Origin of the sequence: Paracoccus jiaweipingae, assembly GCF_044335505.1 — a bacterium.
Taxonomy (GTDB): Bacteria; Pseudomonadota; Alphaproteobacteria; order Rhodobacterales; family Rhodobacteraceae; genus Paracoccus.
In genome coordinates, this window is sequence record NZ_JBISBS010000001.1 from 461,269 (window position 1) to 476,971 (window position 15,703).

Annotated in this window: 12 protein-coding genes; 6 read left to right on the forward strand and 6 right to left on the reverse strand. The window is 65.5% G+C overall.

From position 1 onward, the window contains the following. Positions 1–34 precede the first annotated feature (34 nt). Positions 35–2,602: an aminopeptidase N gene (gene pepN / locus ACFXP9_RS02335; RefSeq protein ID WP_397205620.1), complete on the reverse strand. Its 2,568-nt coding sequence runs from the start codon at positions 2,600–2,602 to the stop codon at positions 35–37. Positions 2,603–2,770: 168 nt separating this feature from the next. Between pepN and ACFXP9_RS02340 the strand changes: the two genes are divergently transcribed. The 3 genes from ACFXP9_RS02340 to ACFXP9_RS02350 all read left to right on the forward strand — a co-directional run bounded on the left by ACFXP9_RS02340 (position 2,771) and on the right by ACFXP9_RS02350 (position 6,798). Then, positions 2,771–3,562: a hypothetical protein gene (locus ACFXP9_RS02340; protein ID WP_397205618.1), complete on the forward strand. Its 792-nt coding sequence runs from the start codon at positions 2,771–2,773 to the stop codon at positions 3,560–3,562. A gap of 214 nt (positions 3,563–3,776) precedes the next feature. Continuing rightward, positions 3,777–5,351, forward strand: coding sequence for a Re/Si-specific NAD(P)(+) transhydrogenase subunit alpha (locus ACFXP9_RS02345; RefSeq protein ID WP_397205799.1), 1,575 nt, complete (start codon positions 3,777–3,779; stop codon positions 5,349–5,351). Positions 5,352–5,361: 10 nt separating this feature from the next. After that, a complete protein-coding gene (locus ACFXP9_RS02350; protein ID WP_397205616.1) occupies positions 5,362–6,798 on the forward strand; it encodes an NAD(P)(+) transhydrogenase (Re/Si-specific) subunit beta in 1,437 nt (478 codons plus the stop codon). 109 nt (positions 6,799–6,907) lie between these two features. Here the strand turns inward: ACFXP9_RS02350 and ACFXP9_RS02355 are convergent, their stop codons facing one another. The 5 genes from ACFXP9_RS02355 to ACFXP9_RS02375 form a co-directional block, all read right to left on the reverse strand. Beyond that, complete coding sequence (locus tag ACFXP9_RS02355; protein ID WP_397205614.1) at positions 6,908–7,849, reverse strand: NAD-dependent epimerase/dehydratase family protein; 942 nt, start codon at positions 7,847–7,849, stop codon at positions 6,908–6,910. After that, positions 7,836–9,275, reverse strand: coding sequence for a mannose-1-phosphate guanylyltransferase/mannose-6-phosphate isomerase (locus ACFXP9_RS02360; RefSeq protein ID WP_397205612.1), 1,440 nt, complete (start codon positions 9,273–9,275; stop codon positions 7,836–7,838). The genes ACFXP9_RS02355 and ACFXP9_RS02360 overlap by 14 nt, the downstream gene beginning before the upstream one ends. Continuing rightward, on the reverse strand, positions 9,272–10,342 hold the full coding sequence (gmd, locus tag ACFXP9_RS02365) for a GDP-mannose 4,6-dehydratase (RefSeq protein WP_397205610.1): 1,071 nt from the start codon (positions 10,340–10,342) through the stop codon (positions 9,272–9,274). The genes ACFXP9_RS02360 and gmd overlap by 4 nt, the downstream gene beginning before the upstream one ends. After that, positions 10,339–11,535, reverse strand: coding sequence for a DegT/DnrJ/EryC1/StrS family aminotransferase (locus ACFXP9_RS02370; RefSeq protein ID WP_397205609.1), 1,197 nt, complete (start codon positions 11,533–11,535; stop codon positions 10,339–10,341). The genes gmd and ACFXP9_RS02370 overlap by 4 nt, the downstream gene beginning before the upstream one ends. A 146-nt stretch (positions 11,536–11,681) precedes the next feature. Beyond that, positions 11,682–12,239, reverse strand: a complete 558-nt coding sequence (locus ACFXP9_RS02375; RefSeq protein WP_397205607.1) for a YcbK family protein — start codon at positions 12,237–12,239, stop codon at positions 11,682–11,684. A gap of 305 nt (positions 12,240–12,544) precedes the next feature. Between ACFXP9_RS02375 and ACFXP9_RS02380 the strand changes: the two genes are divergently transcribed. The 3 genes from ACFXP9_RS02380 to ACFXP9_RS02390 are packed head-to-tail and all read left to right on the forward strand — an operon-like array spanning position 12,545 to position 15,606. Continuing rightward, positions 12,545–14,212, forward strand: coding sequence for a L,D-transpeptidase family protein (locus tag ACFXP9_RS02380; protein WP_397205605.1), 1,668 nt, complete (start codon positions 12,545–12,547; stop codon positions 14,210–14,212). A 26-nt stretch (positions 14,213–14,238) separates the two neighbouring features. After that, the gene (locus tag ACFXP9_RS02385; protein ID WP_397205604.1) at positions 14,239–15,330 is read left to right on the forward strand and encodes a UDP-3-O-(3-hydroxymyristoyl)glucosamine N-acyltransferase; all 1,092 of its coding nucleotides are present in this window, start codon (positions 14,239–14,241) and stop codon (positions 15,328–15,330) included. A gap of 12 nt (positions 15,331–15,342) precedes the next feature. Then, positions 15,343–15,606: an acyl carrier protein gene (locus ACFXP9_RS02390; RefSeq protein WP_397205602.1), complete on the forward strand. Its 264-nt coding sequence runs from the start codon at positions 15,343–15,345 to the stop codon at positions 15,604–15,606. Positions 15,607–15,703 lie beyond the last annotated feature (97 nt).

Consider the following 15,703-nt stretch of genomic DNA (forward strand, 5'->3'; position numbering starts at 1 on the left):
AACGAAAAGGGGCGGTTCGACCGCCCCTTTTTCTTTAGTCTGCCGACAACATCCGGCCCACCATTTCCGCCAGATTGCGGCTGAGGCCGGGCAGGGCGTTGATGCGGTCCAGCGCCGCGCGGGCACTGGCGCGGCGGGCGCTGTCGTAACGCGGCCAGATCTCGAACGCGCCGGACATGCGGGCGGCGATCTGGGGGTTGACCGGGTCCATCCGCATCAGCCAGTCGGCCATCAGGTCATAACCCGACCCGTCAGCGGCGTGGAACCCGGCATGGTTGGCCGCCAGCCCCGACAGCAACGCGCGAAAGCGGTTGGCGTTCTTCCAGTCCCAGTCGTCGCGCTGCGTCAGGGCCTGCGTCACGCGGGCGGCGTGGTCGGGCGGGCAGGCGGCGGGCTGGATCATGAAGAACTTGTCCATCACCAGCCGGTTGTCGTGGAAGCGTGCGTCGAAATCGGCCAGCGCGGCATCGGCCTTGCCAAGCCGGATCAGCGCGGTCAGCGCCCCCAGACGTTCGGTCATATTGCCGGCGCTGTCATACAGCGCCTGCGCCCGCGCGCCGCCATCCAGCCGCGACAACAGCCCCAGCGCCGCCAGCCGCAGCGACCGGCGCGCGGCATCGGCGGGGTCGGGGGCATAGGGGGCGTCGATGCGGCACTGGTCGAACAGCGCCGCCAGCCGGTCCTGATGCGCCTGCGCAATGGCCCGCGCCAGATCACCGCGCGCGCGGTGGATGGCATCGGGGTCGGGGGTGGCACCGGCCTGCGCGATGGCGGCGGCGATGCCGTCCTCGGATGGCAGGCTCAGGCACAGGGCGGCGAAGCCGGGGTCGTCCATCGCCCCCTCAAGCAGCGGCCCCAGCGCGGCGATCAGCACGTCTTGCGGGGCGCTGCGGCCCTGCGCCTGCGCCACCAGAATATCCAGCGCCAGCGCGTTCCCGGCCTCCCACCGGGCGAAGGGGTCGGTGTCATGGGCCAGCAGGAAGGCGCGGGTCTGCGCATCCATGGCCCGGTCCAGCACCACCGGGGCCGAAAAATCGCGCAGCACCGACACCACGGGCCGCGCGCCAAGCCCGTCAAACCGGAAGCTTTGCGTGGCCTGGGTCATTTCCAGCACCGTGGTCGGCACCAGCTCGTCGCCATTGGGACCGATCAGGCCGGTGGCGATGGGGATGACGCGGGCGGGCTTGTCGCTTTGGCCCGGTGTCGGCGCGGTGCTTTGGGTAAAGGTCAGCACCAAGCGGCCCGCATCGGCGTCCCAGTCCTCGGTCATGGTCAGGCGCGGGGTGCCGGCATCGGTATACCAGCGCCTGAACTGGGTCAGGTCGCGGCCCGTGGCATCCTGAAACACCGCCAGCCAGTCCTCGATCGTGCAGGCCTGCCCGTCATGGCGGTCGAAATACAGGTCCAGCGCCGCGCGCCAGCCGTCATCGCCCACCAGCCGTTTCAGCATCCCGATCACCTCGGCGCCTTTTTCGTAAACAGTGGCGGTATAGAAATTGTTGATCTCGCTGTAATGATCGGGGCGCGGGGGGTGGGCCAGCGGGCCTGCATCCTCGCGGAACTGACGGGCGCGCAGCTCGATCACGTCAGCGATGCGCTTGACCGCGCGGCCGCGCATGTCGCTGGTAAAGGACTGGTCGCGGAACACGGTCAGACCCTCTTTCAGGCACAGCTGGAACCAGTCGCGGCAGGTGATGCGGTTGCCGGTCCAGTTGTGGAAATATTCATGCGCGATCACGCCCTCGATGCGTTCGTAATCGGTATCGGTCGCGGTTTCCGGGCTGGCCAGCACCAGTTTCGAGTTGAAGATGTTCAACCCCTTGTTTTCCATCGCCCCCATGTTGAAATCATCGACGGCGACGATGTTGAAATTGTCCAGATCATATTCGCGCCCGTAAACCTGTTCGTCCCAGATCATCGACTTTTTCAGGCTGTCCATGGCGAAGCCGGCGCGGTCCTGATCGCCGGGCCGCACCCAGACATTCAGCGCCACCTTGCGCCCCGACCGGGTGGTGAACTGATCCGGGATCGCGGTCAGATGCCCGGCCACCAGCGCGAACAGATAGGCCGGTTTGGGCCACGGGTCGTGCCAGATGGCGCTGTCGGCCTGACGGTCCATGGAATTGCCATTCGACAGCAGCACCGGCAGGTCGGCATGGATGGTGACCTCGAACGGGGCCATCACGTCGGGACGGTCGGGATACCAGGTGATGTGGCGAAAGCCCTCGGCCTCGCACTGGGTGCAATAGATGCCGCCCGACATATACAGCCCCTCGTTCGTGGTATTGGCGGCGGGGTCGATGCTGACTGTGGCTTCAAAGGTAAAGGGACCATCGGGCAGGGCGGCGCGGGCAATGGTCAGGCGGTCGCTGGTCCGGGTGACATGGGCATCCGCGATGGGAGTGCCGTCGATCGACAGGGCGCGGGTGGTCAGCCCGACACCGTCCAGCACCAGATCGGTTTCGCCGGTGGGGGTCAGGTCCAGCCGGGACCGGACGATGGTATTATGCGGGTCAAGGGTGAACTCCAGCCGGGTTTTCGTCAGCGTGAAGGGCCAGGGGCGGTAATCGGACAGCAGGAATGTCGGGCGGGGATCGGTCACGGTGACCTCCTGTTTTCGTGAAAACTTTGACGGCGGGGGGGAACTTGTGCCTTTCCCGTGTGTTAGGCGCAGGACAGCCGGGTCGCAAGCCGAAGGTCCGGGGATCGCCATGTCGTGATCTTCGCCCGCCCGCCGCCCGCGCCGCAAGACGAAACGAGGAGGTGCCCGATGGCCCATTACGACCCCAACGACCCGCGCCGGTCGCAGACCGAAGACCCCAACCGTCCCGTCGATCCGGCGCCGCAGGTCAATGAAACCTATGTCGAGCCGGTGGAAAAGCGCGCCTCGCCGCTGCCGCTGATCATCGGTGTGCTGCTGGCGCTGGCTTTGGCCTATTTCGTGCTTCAGCGTTACATGGCCAGCGACGATGTGGTCGTGAACGAAGGTGACACCACCACCGTCACCACCGAGGCCCCCGCCACCACGACCGAGATCCCGACCGAGGCCGCCCCGGCAGGCGAAGCCCCCGCCGACCCCGCCGCCGAGGCCGAGGCCGCCGCTGATCAGGCCGCCGATGCCGCCGACAAGGCCGCCGATGATGCGGCCCGTGCCGCCGACAGCGCCGCGCAGGCCGCCGCAAATGCGGTGGACGAGGCCGCCGACAAAGCCTCGCAAGAGGCAGGTGCCGCGGCTGACGCTGCGCAGAAATCGGCTGCCGAGGCTGCGGCGGCGGCTGACAAGGCCGCCGACAAGGCGGCAACCACCGCCGAAGATGCGGCCAAGGCCACCGGCGCCGCCGTTGGTGACGCGGTCGATGCCACCGCCGAGGCCGCCAAGGAGGCCGCCGATACCGCGGTCGAGGCCGCCAAAGATGCCGCCAGGGCCGCCGAGGATGCGATGGAATCGGCGCGTGATGCCGTGACCACGCCGACCCCGGTCACGCCTGTTCCGGCCACCGACGCCACGTCGCCCGATGCCGCAATCACCGTTGAACCGGCGGACAAACCCGCGTCCAACTGATTGTATCGCAATGATTTTCGCCGTCGCAGCCCATGGTTGCGGCGGCTTTTTTCATTTTATGTCGCGGCCTGGGCATTTCACGAAAGGGAATTGCGGGGTTGCGCAACACATAGACATTTCAGAACATGAGGCCGGGTTCTTGAGGAAAAATCTTTCGCGGTGTTAGATACCGCTAACGCCGGCCCTGCCGGAGGTTCACAATGGGGGATTGCCAGTGAAGATAGGCGCGTTGACAGAGACGCAGGACGGTGAAGCGCGGGTCGCGATCACGCCATCCTCGGCGGCTCATTTGCAAAAGCTGGGGCATCAGCCCTTTGTCCAGTCCGGGGCCGGGGTGGCCGCAGGCTTTTCCGATGACCAATACCGCAAGGCCGGGGTCGAGGTCGTGGCCGATGCGCAGGCCCTGACCGATGCGGTCGATATTGTCGCCAAGGTGCGCCCGCCCGAAACCGCCGAACTGGACCGGATGCACAGCGGCCAGACGCTGATTTCGTATTTCTATCCGGCGCAGAACAAGGACCTGCTGGAAAAAGCCCGCGCGCAGGGCATTACCGCAATTGCGATGGACATGGTGCCGCGCATTTCGCGCGCGCAAAAGATGGATGCGCTGTCGTCGATGGCCAATATCGCGGGCTATCGCGCGGTGATCGAGGCGGCGAATAATTTTGGACGTTTCTTCACCGGTCAGGTCACGGCGGCGGGCAAGGTGCCCCCGGCCAAGGTGCTGATCGTCGGCGCGGGCGTTGCCGGTCTGGCGGCCATCGGTACGGCGGTCAGCCTTGGCGCGCAGGTCTATGCCTTTGACGTGCGTCCCGAAGTTGCCGAACAGATCGAATCGATGGGCGCGGAATTTGTTTTCCTCGATTTCGATCAGGGCACGCAGGACGGGGCCGCGACCGGCGGTTATGCCGCGCCCTCCAGCCCTGAATTCCGCGAAAAACAGCTGGAAAAATTCCGCGAACTGGCGCCGCAGATGGACATCGTCATCACCACGGCGCTGATACCGGGCCGCGATGCGCCGGTGCTGTGGACCGCCGACATGGTGCAGGCGATGAAGCCGGGCAGCGTCATCGTCGATCTGGCGGCGGAAAAGGGCGGCAATTGCGAACTGACCCAGAAAGACCAGCGCATCGTCACCGATAACGGCGTGGTCATCATCGGCTATACCGATTTTCCGTCGCGGATGGGCGCACAGGCGTCCGAGCTGTATGGCAACAATATCCGTCACTTCATCGCCGATCTGACGCCGGGCAAGGACGGGATCGTTAACCACAATATGGAAGACGACGTCATTCGCGGCGCGACGGTGACCCATGACGGTGCCATCACCTTCCCGCCGCCGCCGCCCAAGGTCGCGGCCATCGCGGCGCAAAAGCCCAAGGAAAAGCCCAAAGAGCTGACGCCCGAGGAGCGCCGCGCCAAAGAAATGGCCGATTTCAGGGCACAGACCAGGTCGCAGGTCACGATGCTGGCCGTGGGCGCGGTGCTGATGCTGCTGGTGGGCGCGGTGGCGCCGGTCAGCTTTCTGAACCATTTCATCGTGTTTGTGCTGGCGTGCTTTGTCGGCTTCCAGGTGATCTGGAATGTCGCGCATTCGCTGCATACGCCGCTGATGGCGGTGACGAACGCGATCAGCTCGATCATCATTCTGGGGGCGCTGATGCAGATCGGGTCCGGCTCGGGCTGGGTGATCGTGCTGGCGGCGCTGTCGGTGCTGATGGCGGGCGTGAATATCTTTGGCGGCTTCCTGGTCACGCGCCGGATGCTGGCCATGTTCCAGAAATCGTAAGGAGGGGATGATGGAATACGGATTCACCACCGCCGCTTATGTGGTTGCCGCCATTCTGTTCATCCTGTCGCTGGGTGGACTGTCGGGGCAGGAAAGCGCCAAGCGCGCGGTCTGGTATGGTATTGCCGGCATGGCGCTGGCCGTGCTGGCCACGCTGATGGGGCCGGGGGCCGGGCATTGGTGGCTGTCGGTCATCATGATCGCCATTGGCGGTGCTGCGGGCTGGGTCATTGCCAAGCGCGTGCAGATGACCGAGATGCCGCAACTGGTCGCCGCGATGCATTCGCTGGTCGGTCTGGCGGCTGTGTTCGTGGGCTTTAATGCCCAGATCGAGCTGGCCCGCGTGCTGCGCGCCCGCGCCGAAGGGCTGGTCCATGACTTTCACGGCTTTGCCGCCGTGCTGGCCCATAAAACCCCGGCCGAACTGGCCATGCTGCGGGTCGAGGTGTTTTTGGGCATCTTTATCGGTGCGGTGACCTTTACCGGGTCGATCGTGGCTTTTGGCAAGCTGTCGGGCCGCATTGACGGCAAGCCGCACAAGCTGCCCGGTGGGCATATGTGGAATGCAGGCGCTGCCGCGCTGGCGCTGATTTTGGGCATTGCCTATTGCGCCGGGGCCGGGATCTGGGCGCTGATCCTGATCGCGGTCATCGCGGGCTTTATCGGCTGGCACCTGATCATGGGTATTGGCGGGGCCGATATGCCGGTCGTGGTGTCGATGCTGAACAGCTATTCCGGTTGGGCCGCCGCGGCGATTGGCTTTACGCTGGGGAATGACCTGCTGATCGTGGTCGGTGCACTGGTCGGGTCCAGCGGGGCGATCCTGTCCTATATCATGTGCAAGGCGATGAACCGCAGTTTCATCAGCGTGATCCTTGGCGGTTTCGGTGGCACCACCGGCCCCGCGATGGAAGTCGAGGGCGAGCAGATCGCCATCGACGCTGATGGCGTGGCCGCTGCCCTGAACGAGGCGGACAACATCGTCATCGTCCCCGGCTATGGCATGGCGGTGGCGCAGGCGCAGCAATCGGTGTCAGAACTGGTGCGCAAGCTGCGCGCGGCGGGCAAGACTGTGCGTTTCGCCATTCACCCGGTCGCGGGGCGTCTGCCCGGTCACATGAACGTGCTGCTGGCCGAGGCCAAGGTGCCCTATGACATCGTGCTGGAGATGGACGAGATCAACGACGATTTCCCGCAGACCGACGTGGTGATCGTCATCGGTTCGAATGACATCGTGAACCCGGCGGCGCAGGACGACCCCAACAGCCCCATCGCCGGAATGCCGGTGCTGGAAGTGTGGAAGGCCAAGCAGGTCTTTGTGTCCAAGCGCGGGCAGGGGACCGGTTATTCGGGGATCGAAAACCCGCTGTTCTTCAAGGACAATACCCGCATGTTCTATGGCGATGCCAAGAAAAGCGTGGATGCGCTGCTGCCGATGATCGACTGATCGGGGCAGTTGCCAGAAAAACGGGGCGGTCCTTGCCGGGGCCGCCCTTTTTGCATCGCCGTGCGGGTGGTGATGCGGCTTTGGGGTATTTGGACAACGAAGAAGCGGGTCACAGCCTGTCGCGCGCGGCGGCCAGTGACAGGGTCAGCGCCGGGCGCAGGTCGATGGGCGGCTGCCAGCCGTGGCGGCGGGCAAGGCTGCTGTCGATCAGCTTATGGGCCATACCCTCGGGGCGGGTCAGGTCATGGCTGAAGCGGCCCTGCCAACCCGCGATATGGGCGATCATGCGGTAATAGTCATTGACGCTGTGGTCGCGGCCCTGACCGGTATTCATCATCTGCGGCAAACGGGGCAGGCCGGGCAGGATTGTCAGGATGAAACCGGCCAGCGCATCGGCGGGCAGGAATTCGCGCCGCGCCGTGCCGCTGCCCCAGATCTGGATTTCGGGGCTGTTGCTGCGTTCGGCCTGCACGATTTTCGTCAGGATGGCGGCGATCAGGTGGCTGGCCTGGCTGCCGAAATGGTCGTCGGGGCCGAACAGGTTGCACGGCACCAGCGTGCGATAGGCGCGGTCGGGAAATTGGGTGGAAATCGCGCGGCACAGGTCGGCCCCGGCGATCTTGGCCAGCGCATAGCCCTGATTTGTGGGCTCCAGCGGGGCGGCCAGCAGGTCGCCTTCGCGCAGGGGCTGGCGGTAATCGCGCGGATAGATACAGCTTGACGCGATGAATACCAGTCGCCGGATGCCAGCCTGATGCGCGCCCATCAGGGTGGCGTCGTTCAGGCGCAGATTGTCGGCCAGAAAGCCGATCGGGTCGTCGATATTGGCCTGAATGCCGCCGACCCGCGCGGCGGCGTGAATGACGGTGTCGATGCGGTGTTCCGCCAGCCAGTCCGCGACCTGCTGGCGGCTGGACAGGTCCAGTTCCGCGCGGGTCGGGGCCAGCAGCGTCAGGTCCGTCCGCGTTTGCGCCGCGCGCTGGATGGCACGGCCAAGCAGCCCGCTGCCGCCGGTCAGGGCCACGCGGGCCGGGCGGTCAGTCGCGGGCATAAAGATCCTCGAACCGGGTGATGTCGTCTTCGGCCAGATAGGCGCCGGTCTGGACCTCGATCAGCACCATGGGCAGTTTGCCGGGGTTTTCCAGCCGGTGCCGGGCGCCAAGCGGGATATAGATCGACTGGTTTTCCGTCACCAGCATCACGTCGTCATTCAGCGTCACCCGCGCCGTGCCGCTGACCACGATCCAGTGTTCGGACCGGTGCATATGGCTTTGCAGGGACAGGATGCCGCCGGGCTTGACCACGATGCGCTTGACCTGAAAGCGGTCGGATATGGCCAGCGTTTCGAACCAGCCCCAGGGCCGGTGGTCGCGGGCAAAGCGTTCGGCCTGCCGCGCGCCGCGAGCCTTCAGCGTGGCGACGGCGGTGCGGACCTGTTGCGCGCGCGATTTGTCAGCCACCAGAACCGCGTCGCCGCTGGCCACCACCACCAGATCGCGCAGGCCAATGCCGACGATTTCGGTGTCGGGGTCGTCGCTGCGCAGCAACGTGTTGTCGCAATCCAGCGCCGTGCTGTGCGGGCCGGCCACCACGCCGCGTGGGTCGGGTGTCTGGGCCAGCCCCTCGCGCCAGATGGCATCCCAGCCGCCAAGGTCGTTCCAGTCGCCGTCATAAGGCACGACGGTCAGGTTTCCGGCCTGTTCCATCACCGCATAGTCGATCGACAGGTCGGGCAGGCCGACCCATGGCTGCGGTGCCAGACGCAGGAAATTCAGGTCGCGCTGCGCGTAATCCAGCGCCGCCTGCACCCGTTCGGGGTAATCGGGGGCGTGGCTGGCAAAGGCGTCGATCATCACATCGGCGCGGAACAAAAAGATGCCCGCATTCCACAAAAACCCGCCATCGTTCAGCATCTGCGCGGCGTGGGCAGCATCGGGCTTTTCGACAAAGCGGTGCAGCGGCGCAATGCCCGGACCCGCCGGTTGCAGATAGCCATAGCCGGTTTCAGCCCGGTCCGGGGTGATGCCAAAGGTGACAATCCGCCCGTCCTGCGCGGCGGGAATGCCGGCGCGGATGGTGGCGGTGAACCCCGCCGCATCGCGAATCAGGTGGTCCGAGGGCGCGATCAGCACCAGTCCCTGCGGGTCATCGGCCGCCACCGCCATCGCGGCGGCCAGAACGGCGGGGGCGGTGTTGCGTGGCTCTGGCTCGATCAGGATATCGCGGGGGGCGATGCCGGTGGCGGCCATCTGGTCGCTGACGATAAAGCGGAAATCGCCATGGGTCAGGATCAGCGGCGCGCCGAAACCGGGGCCGGACAGGCGGCGCAAGGTGGCCTGAAACAGCGATTCCTGACCGGTCAGGGCGACGAATTGCTTGGGGAAGGCCTTGCGCGAGGCAGGCCACAGGCGGGTGCCGGACCCGCCGGTCAGGATGACGGGGGTGATGGGTGCGGGGGGCGTTTGCGGTTGCGTCATTCCAGCACCCCATAGGCACGGCGGGCCAGCCGTTCGGTTTCCAGCAGGCGCAGATCCTCGGCCACCATTTCGCGCACCAGATCGTCGAAACTGTGCCGGGGCTGCCAGCCCAACAGGCGGCGGGCCTTGGCGGCATCGCCTTGCAGCAGGTCAACCTCGGTCGGGCGGAAATAGGCCGGGTCGATGCGGATCACGCAGCGGTCGGTCCCGGCGATGCAGGCGCATTCGTCAACGCCCTGACCGCGCCAGTCCAGCGTCATGCCCTGCGCGGCAAAGGCGGCATTGCAGAAATCGCGCACCGAATGGGTCTGGCCGGTCGCCAGCACGAAATCATCGGGCTGGTCATGCTGAAGAATGCGCCACATGCCGTCGACGTAATCGCGGGCATGGCCCCAGTCGCGGCGGGCGTCCATATTGCCAAGATACAGCACCTCTTGCAGCCCCAGCCGGATGGCGGCGACGGCGCGGGTGATTTTGCGGGTGACGAAGGTCTCGCCGCGGATCGGGCTTTCGTGGTTGAACAGGATGCCATTGGCCGCGAACATGCCATAGGCTTGGCGGTAATTCACCGTGATCCAATAGGCATACAGCTTTGCCGCCGCATAGGGGCTGCGCGGGCGAAAGGGGGTGTCTTCGGATTGCGGGGCCGGGGCATCGCCATACAGTTCCGAGCTGGAGGCCTGATAGATCCGGGTGTGGTCCGCAAGCCCGGTCAGGCGCACGGCCTCGAGCAGGCGCAGCGGACCCAGCGCATCGGCATTGGCGGTATATTCGGGCATGTCAAAGCTGACGCGGACATGGCTTTGCGCGGCAAGGTTGTAAACCTCGTCCGGGCGGATTTCCGCGATGGTGCGGATCAGCGCGCTGCCATCGGTCATGTCGCCGTAATGCAGGTGAAAGCGGCTGCCGCTGTGCGGGTCGATCTGAAGGTGGTCGATGCGCCCGGTATTGAAGCTGGAGGATCGCCGCTTGATGCCGTGGACGATATAGCCCTTTGCCAGCAAAAGCTCGGCCAGATAGGCGCCATCCTGTCCGGTGACGCCGGTGATCAGGGCGGTTTTGGTCATGTCATGTCCCCATGGGTGGCGACCTGTTCGACGATCTCGCGCAGGCGGGTCAGTTGCGGGCCAAGCGGCAGGTGGCCATTGCCGGTGAACAGCCCGTTTCGGTCAATGTTTTCCGCCACCGGCACCGGGCCTGCAACGCTGTGATCCAGCTTGGCGATCACCGGGTTGGCCAGAAAATTACCCGCCACGATGGGGCGGCTGTCAATGCCCGCCGCCGCCAGCGCCCGCACCAGCGCCGGGCGCCGCCCGTCCAGCCGGTCGCGCAGGGTCAGGGCAAAGCCGAACCACGACGATTCGCCGGTCTGGCGCTGGATGGTGACATCGGGGCAGTCGCGAAACAGGTCGCAAAACAGGCTGGCATTGGCCCGCCGCTGTGCGACAAAGCTGTCCAGCCTGGCCAGCTGCGATTGCCCCAGCGCGCCCTCCAGCTCTAGCGGGCGCAGGTTATAGCCGGGCAGGACAAAGCGGAACTGGCGCAGGAACGGGTCCGGGTCCAGCGGCAGATGGGTGTCGGCGGGCAGATCACGCGTCCAGCCATGCGCGCGCAGCGACAGCATGGTGTCGCGCAGGCGGCGGTCGGGGGTGGTGACCATGCCGCCTTCCATCGTGCAGATATGGTGCGAAAAGAAGGACGAGAAGGTGCCAAACATCCCGAAAGTGCCCGCCGCGCGCCCCTCCAGCCGCGCGCCCATGGATTCGCAGTTATCTTCCACCAGCAGGATGCCCGCATCGTCACAGATCCGGCGCAGGCGGGTCAGGTCGGCAGGGTTGCCAAGCAGGTTGACGGCGAAAACGGCGCGGGTGCGCGGGGTTATCGCGGCCTGCACCTGATCGGGGTCGATATTCAGCGTCTGCGGGTCGATATCGACAAAGCGCAGGCGCAGCCCCAGCTGGGTGACCGGGAAATAGGTGGTGGACCAGCTGACCGCGGGAACGATGATGTCATCGCCCTGACGCCAGCCAAGATCGGGGTGCCAGAAACAGCCCGCCAGCGCCAGCAGATTGGCGGCCGATCCGGATGAGGCCATCACGGCAAAGGGGCTGTCGGTATGGGCGGCAAAAGCCTCCTCGAAGGCGCGGACCTCGGGGCCCATGGTGTGGCGGCCACTGGCCAGAACCCGGCGGATCGCCTGATCTTCGGCCTGATCCCAGGTCGGGCTGGCGAGGGGATAGAACATCGCGGGGTCTGTCATCGCAAAACCTGTCATGGTCGCGCAACCAGCGATAGACCAAACCGGACATGCCGTAAACGGGCTGTGGTGTCAGGGCCGTGAACCGGCACGAAAAAACCCGCCGGAAGCGGGTTTTTCGACGCGTGAACGGCGGCATGGGCGGGCGGTCAGCCGCCCCAGTGGCGGATCGGGCCGCAATCCATATGCACGAAGTTCGAGCGCGAGTATTTGCCGACGCCGCCGCCATTGCAGGCCATCGCCGCCTTGTACATCTGGTTGACCGAGCGCGATTTCAGCCGCAGATCCGCCGCCTTGCCCTGCATATGCAGCGAGTTGCGCGCAACCCCGCTGGAGCGCGAGCGCAGCATGGCATTGGTTTTGGGCGAGCGATAGCCCGACAGCATCATATAGGGTTCATTGGTGCGCAGCAGCCGGTGCGAGGCGGCGGCAATGTCGATGGTGCGCGGGTCGATGCCCTTGATCTGGCCGGTGCGCCAGTCGCGCATGAAATAATTGATCTCGTTCAGGGCCTCGCGGATATATTTGCCATCGACCCAGTAAACGGTGTCGAGGCTTTCACCGGTGCGGCCATTATACATCGAGATGCGGCGCAGATCGCCGGCCCCGCGCAGAATACCGAAAGCATTCGCCGAGACGGGGGCCGCTGCCACGGTGGTCGCCGCAAAGATACCCAGAAGGCCGCGGCGGGAAATGTCGATTGTCATGTCGGATCGCCTGTCCTGCTATTGTTCTTGCCGCTTCCTGCGGCTGGCCCGGTATATCCCGAACTCGTTAAGATTGTGTCACCAAGCGCCAGGTGATGCACGGAAATAGTTCCCGCCATGGCGGAACTTTGCCATCATGGGCGGAATCTTGCCGGTCTGAACGCTGTGGTCAGGAAAATTTCGTGGCTGTGGCACGGGGGCTACGCGTCAAGGCGCAAATTGTCGCTTTTCCCTGCCCGAACTTTACGCAGCCTGCGGACCGTGCGAATCTGCGTCAAAGCATAAGAACAACGGACGATGCAGGCATGACACCCTTTTCCGGCACCGGTTTTGCCCGGCAGACAGGCAGGCGATTCGCGGCGATTCCGGTCGCGGGTCTGATCGCGGGGCTGACCCTGCTGGCGCCCGCCTGGGCACAGACAGCCGCGCCGGGGCAGGGCGTGGCCGCCCCCCGGCTGGAGTTCACCGATTTCGAATGGGCGCTGGCCGAGGCCGTGGCGACCGACCCCGGTCTGGCGGGCTTTTACGGCAGCAATGGTCTGACCCCGGTTTTTGCCGGTGACACGGGCGCGGCGCGGCGTCAGGCGCTGGCCGATGCGGTGGCCCATGCCGCTGAACATGGCCTGCCGCCCGCGCGCTATGCCCTGCCGGCGGGCGATGCTGCGGCGCAGGGCAGCGACCCGGTCGCCCGCGCGCAGGCCGAATTACAGACCGCGCGTGTCGCGGCGCTGTGGGTGCGCGACCTGACCGGGGGGCTGCTGGACCCGTCCACGCTGGCCCCCGACATCAAGCGCAAGGTCACCCGCCCGCCGCTGACCCAGGTGCTGGACCGGTTCCTGAAGGCGCCCGACCCGGTCGCCTATCTGGCCGGGCTGGGGCCGCGCGACCCGCGCTATGCGATGCTGCAAAAGGCGCTGGGGGGCGGGTCCGACCTGATCGCCCCGCCGGATGCGCCCAAGGCCCCCGAGGTGGTGCTGCGCCCCGGCCAGCGCGGGCCGGGGGTGGCCGATCTGCGGGCGCGTCTGGCCAGTATCGGCTTTGCCGCCGACAGCGCCGACCCGCAGCTGTATGACCAGCCGCTGGCCGATGCGGTGCGCGCCTATCAGACCCGTGCCGGGCTGACGGCGGATGGCGTCAGCGGGCCGCAGACGGCGCGGCGGCTGAATGGCGGCTTTGGCCCGCATAAGCGCGACATTCTGATTGCGCTGGAACGGATGCGCTGGCTTGGCGATCAGGATCTGAACGCGCGCCATGTCTGGGTGAACATCCCCGAATACACCGCCGAGATCCGTCAGGACGGGCAGCGCCTGTTCCAGACCCGCGTGGTGGTCGGAAAGGCCAATAACGAATTTCACACGCCCGAATTTTCGGATCAGATGGAATTCGTGGTGGTCAATCCGCGCTGGAATGTGCCGCGCTCGATCACCGTCAAGGAATATCTGCCGCGCCTGCAAAAGAACCCCAACGCGGTCAGCCATCTGGATGTGGTCGACAGCCGGGGCCGGGTGGTGCCGCGCGGCCAGATCAATTTCGGCCAGTATACGGCATCAAGCTTTCCCTATCGGATGCGGCAGAAACCCAGCGATGACAATGCGCTGGGGGTCGTGAAATTCATCTTTCCCAATCCGTGGAACATCTATCTGCACGACACGCCGACCAAGCATCTGTTCGCCAATGCCCGCCGCGCCTATTCGCATGGCTGCGTGCGGGTCGGTGACCCGGTCGATTTGGCAACGGCGCTGCTTTCGCCACAAAGCGACGACCCGCGCGGACTGTTCGATCGCGCCCGCGCCAGCGGCGACGAGCGCTGGCTGAAGCTGGAACCGCCGGTGCCGGTGCATCTGGTCTATTTTACCGCCCTGCCGGACCAGACCGGCCGCATCCGGCATTATGCCGATATTTACGGCCGCGACGCGGCGGTCTGGAACGGGCTGCTGCGCGCCGGGCTGGAAAGCGGGGATGCGGAAGGTTAAGTCTGCATCCTGAAAGGGGTGCATCCATGACCATCACGATTGCCGAACTGGCCCGCGCATTGGGGGCTGAAAGCTGGGGCGACACGGCGTTGCGCGTCAGCGGCGCGGCGGAACCCGCCGCCGCCACCGATGACCAGATCGCGCTGGCCATGGCGCCCAAATACGCGCAGGCGCTGCGGCCCGGCGCGGTGGCGATTCTGGCGCCGGGCATGGACCCTCAGGCATATGGCCTGCGCGCCGCCATTTTTGCCCCGCGCCCGCGTCTGGTGATGTCGGGGCTGACCCGTGCCTTCGACCCCGGTGCCGATTTCGGGGTGGCGGCGGGGGTCCACCCTTCGGCGGTGATCGCGGATGACGCGCAGATCGGTGAAGGCGCGCTGATCGGGCCGCTTGCGGTCATCGGCACAGGGGTGCGGATCGGCGCGGGCGCGCGGATCGCGGCGCATGTCAGCATCGGGCGCGACACCCGGATCGGGCGCGATGTGACGCTGATGACCGGGGCGCGGCTGGCCCATGGCGTGCGTCTGGGCGACCGGGTCTGGGTCAATCAGGGGGCGGTGATTGGCAGCGACGGGTTTTCCTTTGTCACCCCCGAGGAATCGGGCGTCGAACAGATCCGCCACAGCCTTGGCCAGCGCGACACGATCACGCAGCAAAGCTGGCACCGCATTCACAGCCTTGGCGGGGTCGAGATCGGGGATGACGTCGAAATCGGCGCCAATGCCTGCATCGACCGCGGGACCGTGCGGGCAACCCGCATCGGCGCCGGGACCAAGATCGACAACCTGTGCCACATCGCCCATAATGTCGAAATCGGGCGCGACTGCCTGTTCGCGGGTCAGACCGGCATTGCGGGATCGACCCGCGTTGGCGACCGGGTGGTTCTGGGCGGGCAATGCGGCGCCAGCGACAATATCTTTATCGGTGATGACGTGATCGCCGGTGGCGGGACCAAGATCTTTACCAATGTCCCCGCCGGGCGGGTCATTCTGGGCAGCCCCGCCACCAGGATGGAAACCCACGTCACCGCACAGAAAAACATCCGCCGTTTGCCGCGTTTGTTCGATCAGGTGGCGAAGCTTCAGGAAACTGTTACAAAACTGATGGAAAAGGCCTGAGCGGAGGCAGCCATGACACAAGACGTAAAGACCCGTATCAAAGCGATCATTGCCGAACAGGCGATGCTGGAACCCGATCAGATCACCGATACCGCCACCCCCGAGGAATTGGGCATCGACAGCCTTGGGCTGGTCGAATCGATTTTCGCCATCGAGGAGGAATTCGACATCTCGATCCCGTTCAATGCCAATGAACCGGACCAGTCGGATTTCGACATTTCCAGCATGGGCGCGATCATTGCCGCAGTCGAAAAACTGATCGCGGAAAAGACCTGATGGCACCCAAGAAGGTCAAGGCCGACAAGCCGGGCAAGGCGGATAAACCCGCCAAGACCCGGCGGCGGATGCAGGCGCCCGAAACCGGGGGCAGGAT